General features: G+C 76.8%; 5 protein-coding genes and 1 pseudogene. All 6 read right to left on the bottom strand.

Translation table 11 applies throughout. From position 1 onward, the window contains the following. A pseudogene (locus ACFVFS_RS40490) lies at positions 1-312 on the bottom strand (hypothetical protein); the annotation flags it as partial. A gap of 29 nt (positions 313-341) precedes the next feature. After that, positions 342-1,511: a hypothetical protein gene (locus ACFVFS_RS40495; protein WP_380630125.1), complete on the bottom strand. Its 1,170-nt coding sequence runs from the start codon at positions 1,509-1,511 to the stop codon at positions 342-344. Next, positions 1,508-2,656: a hypothetical protein gene (locus ACFVFS_RS40500; RefSeq protein ID WP_380630127.1), complete on the bottom strand. Its 1,149-nt coding sequence runs from the start codon at positions 2,654-2,656 to the stop codon at positions 1,508-1,510. The genes ACFVFS_RS40495 and ACFVFS_RS40500 overlap by 4 nt, the downstream gene beginning before the upstream one ends. After that, positions 2,653-3,324: a cupin domain-containing protein gene (locus tag ACFVFS_RS40505; protein WP_380630129.1), complete on the bottom strand. Its 672-nt coding sequence runs from the start codon at positions 3,322-3,324 to the stop codon at positions 2,653-2,655. Before ACFVFS_RS40505 ends, ACFVFS_RS40500 begins: the two co-directional genes overlap by 4 nt. 146 nt (positions 3,325-3,470) lie before the next feature. Further along, positions 3,471-4,550, bottom strand: coding sequence for a polyprenyl synthetase family protein (locus tag ACFVFS_RS40510; protein WP_380630130.1), 1,080 nt, complete (start codon positions 4,548-4,550; stop codon positions 3,471-3,473). Next, the gene (locus ACFVFS_RS40515; RefSeq protein ID WP_380630131.1) at positions 4,547-4,972 is read right to left on the bottom strand and encodes a hypothetical protein; all 426 of its coding nucleotides are present in this window, start codon (positions 4,970-4,972) and stop codon (positions 4,547-4,549) included. Before ACFVFS_RS40515 ends, ACFVFS_RS40510 begins: the two co-directional genes overlap by 4 nt. Positions 4,973-5,198: the final 226 nt, after the last annotated feature.

Below are 5,198 nucleotides of genomic sequence, written 5' to 3' on the forward strand. Positions count from 1 at the left end.
GGGCAGCCCGTAGTCGTAGAGGTCGGACTCCGCGGCGGCGGCGGCCGGGCGGGGGCCGGCCGGGCGGGGCGCGGGCGGCGGCAGCAGGCCGGGCAGCCCGTCGCGGCGCACGGCGAGCGCGGCGGCGAGCCGGGCGTACCGGACGGGCGGCGCCAGCGTGTACGGGATGCGGCGCGGTCCGGCGTGCAGCGGCTGCAGCACCCGGCACAGCTCGTAGTAGAGCTGGCGCTCGGTGTACCGCAGCCCGCCGGGCGCCCCGGCCCGGGCGGCGGCGACGGTCAGCGCGCCGTCCAGCAGCGGACGCAGCGTCATTCGCTTCCTGCCTCTCGTCGTCCCCGCGGTCACGCGGGGCCCTTCCCGAGGTGCGGGCCGCCCGGGCGGCCCTCCTCGGCCGTGCCGTCCGGCCCGGGCTCGGGCCAGGTCATGAAGCCCACGGCGAGCGCCCGCCGACGGGTGTCGACCGGGGTCTCCGGCCGCCCGGCCGCCGGGGAGCGCACCGGTCCGGTCCGCAGGGCGGCCGGGTCCCGGGGCGCCGGCGGCGCGGTGATCCGCTCGGCGGCCCGCTCGGCGAGCGCCAGCAGCCGCTTGGGCGGCAGCGCGGCCAGCGGGGTCCACCAGCCGTCGGCGAACCAGGTGCGCTGGCTGCCGGTCAGCTCGGGCAGCTCCCGCTCCAGCCGCGCCAGCAGCTCCTCCGAGCGGTGGAGGTCGCGCAGCAGCGTGTACCTGTGCTCGTTGACCAGCACGGTGCGCACCGAGAGCCCGGCGTCCAGCACCCGCAGCCCGGGGCGCCCGGCGCGGGCCTCGGCGACCCGCAGGTGGCCGTGCGGCGAGGCGTCGTGCAGCACCACCAGTGGCAGGCCCGCCGGGACGGCCCGCGGGTCGGTGACGACCAGCGCGCGGTGGCGCTCGTGGTAGCGGTTGGCGTGCAGGAAGGCGCTGACCGTCCGGTCCGGGCAGAGCACGGCGAACAAGGGGTCGGCGGGCGGCCGCCCGGGCTGGACCAGCCCGTCCTCCACCAGCCCGGCCGGCAGGGTGCCGTAGACCTTCCGCCAGCGGTCCAGCACGGTGCTGCGGAACGCGTCCTCGGTCCAGCGCGAGGACACCGAGGTGTCCGGCGCGGGTACGTCGGCCAGCCACCACGCGCGGATGCCGAAGCCGACCAGCGCGAGCGCGGCCAGCACGAGCCACGCGCTGAAGCCGGTCCCGCTGAGCGCGACGGCCACCACGATCGCCATCACCGCGAGGCCGATCAGGCCGGCCGCGTCGCTCGTGTTGCCGCGGAACCTCTGCGGCGGCCGCCCCCGGTGCTGCAGGGCGTAGGCGAGCTGCCCGCTGGTGACGGTCAGCCGGCCCTCGTCGGTGAGCTTCGCGGTCAGTTTGCGGATCCGCACGTCGTGCAGGCCGAGGCCGTCGACCTTGGGGTCGAGCGCGAACTCCTTGCGGCAGTACGAGCACCGGTGCCGGGGGCGCTGGCGTTGGAGCAGGTCCTTCTCGCAGTGCGGGCAGATCATTGCGGCACCTCCGGCACCGGCCAGCTCAGGAATCCGACGTGGCGTTGCAGCGCCCGTTCGGCGGCCCGCTCGGCCACCGCCAGGAGCCGCTTGGGCGGTTGGGCGGCGAGCGGGCTCCACAGGCCCCGGCCGAACCAGGCGCGCTCCCCCTCGGTGAGCGCGGGAAGCCGCCGCAGCCGTTCCTCCAACGGCGCGCGCAGCTGGTGCTCGTACAGCTGGACGGCCCGCTCGCCCGCCGCGAGGACGGCGCGCGCCGACACCCCGGCGTCCACCACCGTGCCGTCCGGCCGTGCGGCGCGCGCCTCGGCGGCCAACAGGCAGCCCTGCGGCGAGGCGTCGTGCAGGACCACCACCGGCAGGTCCTCCGGCAGCTCGCCGGGCGTGGCGACGAGCACCGCCCGGTACCGCTCGGGGAACCCGTTGGCGTGCAGGAACGCCGTCACCGTCGGGTCCGGGCAGAGCACGGCGAGCGCGGGCGGGCCGACCGGCGCGGCCGGCCGGACGGCGGACTCCTCGACCACGCCCGCCGGGAGCGCGCCGTGGACCGCGATCCAGCGCTCGACGACCGAGCGGCGGAACTCCGCGGCGCTCCAGGTGCCGCCGTGGCCGAGCGGCGAGGTCCATCGCGCCTCCTCCTGCTTCTGGCGCTCGTTCCGCTCCTGCCACGCGAGTTCGGCGCGCTGGTGGGCGGCCAGCTGCCCGCGCCGCCGCGGTAGCCGGACCAGCTCGGTCACCCCCGCGTAGAGCGCGATGAGGCCGAAGCCGCCCATCGTGAGGGACAGGACGACGAAGCCGATCGGCAGGGTCAGCAGGTAGCCGGCGCCGGTCAGCAGCGCCGCACCGGCGACAACCAGGGCGGCCATGACGGCCGGATTCTCGTAGGTCGGGGGAACCGGCCGGCCGGTCGGGGGCTTGCCGGGCACGTGCCCGGGCGTCCCACTCCCGTGGAAGGCCCAGCGCAGCTGCTCCACCGTCAGGACGACCCGGCCGCCGTCGCCCAGCCGCTCCACGGCGCGCCGCAGCCGCAGGTCGTGCAGGCCCCGGGTGGTCTTCGGCTCCAGCGCGAACGGCTGCCGGCAGCGTCCGCAGACCCGACCGGTGCGCTCGCGGGCGGGTAACCGGGCCTCGCAGTGCGGGCAGATCATCGGCCGGACTCCTCCAGCGCCGCCGCCAGCCTGCGCAGCCCGGCCGCCAGCCGCTCCCGCCGGCCCACCGGCCCGATCCGCTGCTCGCGCTCCACCGCCCGCAGGGCCTCGGCGAGTTCGCCCTCGGCGCGGCGCTCCGCCTCGGCGGCGGTGATCGCGTAGTCCTCGTGGTCGATGCCGTACCCGGTGTTGGCGGCCAGGATGTTGAGCGGCTCGCGGCCCCGGTTGGCGAACGAGTGCGGCATCAGCTCGGGTATCCGGATCAGCAGCCCGGGGGTCAGCGGCACGTCCACCACCCGGCGCCGCTCGGCGTCGTACAGGCCGCAGGCGGCGTGACCGAGGCTGAGCACCAGGTGCTCGCCGCCGTGCGCGTGCGGGGTGAAGGCGCTGCGCGGGGCGACGATGCCGAGCTTGTACGTGGCGTTCGACGGCCGCTCCGGCGAGGTCTTGGCGTCGCCGACCAGGTAGTGCGCGAACTGGCCCTCGTCGATGAACCGCAGCAGCTCCTCACCGGCCGGGCCGTGCGCCGATCCGGGCCCCAACTCCCGGGCGCCGTCCCGGTCCGCGAGCAGGACGCGGCCGTCGGGGCGCAGCCGGTACAGCTCGGCGCCGGCCGGCAGCCGCCCGGCGAGCCGTTCGAGTTCCCGCAGACCGGACCGTACGGACATCGGCCACCCCACCCCCAGTTCGACCTGTGCGACGTCATCCCCGGTGACGCGGGTCACCGCGCGGCCGGTTCCCTCCGTCCGGGACCGACGTCGCGGATCTTACGCAACCGGGATGACATCGCCGAGGGCGGAGCGTCGACGGGGGGTCAACGGCCGCGGGCCACCACGAAGTCCGGCAGCGCGGCGAGGAACGCCAGCGCCTGCGCGGCCTCCTCGTCCGGCGGCTCCGGCGCCCCCGCCAGCACCGCGGCGACCTCCCGCCCGGCGGCCGCCACCAGCCCGGACGCCGCCTCCCGGGCGCTCGCCACGCAGTCGTAGGCCGCCATCCGGTCGAGCAGCCAGCCGACCTCGTCCGCCGTCCCGGGGCCGCGCTGCGCCCGGGTGAGGCTCAGGTGGCGCACCACCCGGGCCCGTTCGGCGGGGGTGGCGCGCTCCAGCAGGTGGATCAGCATGAGGGTGCGCTTGCCCTCCCAGAGGTCCCCGGCGATCTCCTTGCCGTACTCCTCGGCGGCCCCGGTCAGGTTGAGCACGTCGTCCTGGATCTGGAAGGCCGCGCCCAGGTACCAGCCGAACCGGTCCAGCCGGCCCGCCTCGCTGCCCGCGCCCCCGGCGACCAGCAGGCCGGAGCGGCACGGGTAGAGAAAGGTGTACCAGGACGTCTTCTTCAGGCACATCCGGTAGTAGTCGCCGCTGGTCAGCTCGCAGACGTTGTCCCGGATCCAGGCGATCTCCAGGGCCTGGCCCTCCAGGGACTGGCGGCACATCAGCTCGGTCTCCTCGAACAGCCGCCAGGCCAGCTCCCCGCCGAGCCCGCGCCGGTTGGCCATCACCCGGCGCAGGCCGAGCAGGTTGGTCGCGTTGCCGACGTTCAGCGCGACCTCGACGCCGTACCGGGCGGGCAGGGTGGGCGCCCCCCGGCGCAGTTCGCTGCCGTCCTGGATGTCGTCGTGGACGAGGAAGCCGTTGTGGAACAGCTCCACCGTGACGGCCGGGTTGAGGGCCCGTTCGGGCCGCCCGCCGAAGGCCGCGCAGGTGGCCAGGCAGAGCGCCGCGCGCAGGCCCTTGCAGGGGCGGGTCGGATAGTCGGCGGCCAGGTCGTAGAGGTACGGCGGGCTCTGCTCGGGGATGTGCCGCAGGAGTTCGGCGACGGTGCGCTCGCGGTAGCGGGCCAGGACGTGCTCGACGAGCGGGGCGCCGAGCGCGGGGGGTGCGGCCGGGGCCGTCACCCCTGCGGCCGCTGGTCGGGCCCGGTGCCGTCCTCCGCCCGGGCGGCGCGCTGCGGCCCGAAGGCGTCCTGCAGGCCGCGGTTGGCGAGGCCGGGAGCGAGCGAGCCGAGGCGGAGCAGCAGGTCGAGGACGTCGTGGGCGCCGGCGGTGAGCCGCTCGGTGTGCTCGGAGACCTCGCCGGTGGTGCCGGCGAGCACCCGCTCGCTGACCGCGTCGATGAGCTGGTGGGTGTTCTCCGAGACCCGGCGCACCAGCCGGTCGAACTCCTCCTGGTCGACGCGGTGCTCGGTGGCCAGCCGCTCGGTCGCCGCCCTGGCGTCGGTGATGCCGGCGGTCAGCTCGCGCTCCAGGACGGCCGCCGCCTCCATCACCGCGCGCGAGCCCTGCTCGCCCGACTCGCTGAACCGACCGGCGTCGGGCATGGCTGACCTCCTGGTTCGCGTCCCGGACGGGGCCGGGGGACGGCGGGCCGGTCCGGCGCCGGACAGCGGCGCCGCCTCGATCGCCGATGGTACACGGATGTGTGCGGAGCGTGTCCACGGCGGTGCGGGGCGGCGTTCGCCGGGGGCGCGTGCCGTGGTGCGCCGTCCCGGCCCCGGCGCGCGCCGCGGACGCGCGCCGCCCGCCGGCCGGGCGGCTCCCGCCCTG

Origin of the sequence: Kitasatospora sp. NPDC057692 (assembly GCF_042799475.1) — a bacterium.
Lineage (GTDB): Bacteria > Actinomycetota > Actinomycetes > Streptomycetales > Streptomycetaceae > Kitasatospora.

What these genes read in the sequence shown, in the direction of transcription:
- ACFVFS_RS40515 (WP_380630131.1), bottom strand. Translation starts at nt 4,972, where the DNA reads ATGCCCGACGCCGGTCGGTTCAGCGAGTCGGGCGAGCAGGGCTCGCGC.
- ACFVFS_RS40505 (WP_380630129.1), bottom strand. Translation starts at nt 3,324, where the DNA reads ATGTCCGTACGGTCCGGTCTGCGGGAACTCGAACGGCTCGCCGGGCGG.
- ACFVFS_RS40495 (WP_380630125.1), bottom strand. Translation starts at nt 1,511, where the DNA reads ATGATCTGCCCGCACTGCGAGAAGGACCTGCTCCAACGCCAGCGCCCC.
- ACFVFS_RS40500 (WP_380630127.1), bottom strand. Translation starts at nt 2,656, where the DNA reads ATGATCTGCCCGCACTGCGAGGCCCGGTTACCCGCCCGCGAGCGCACC.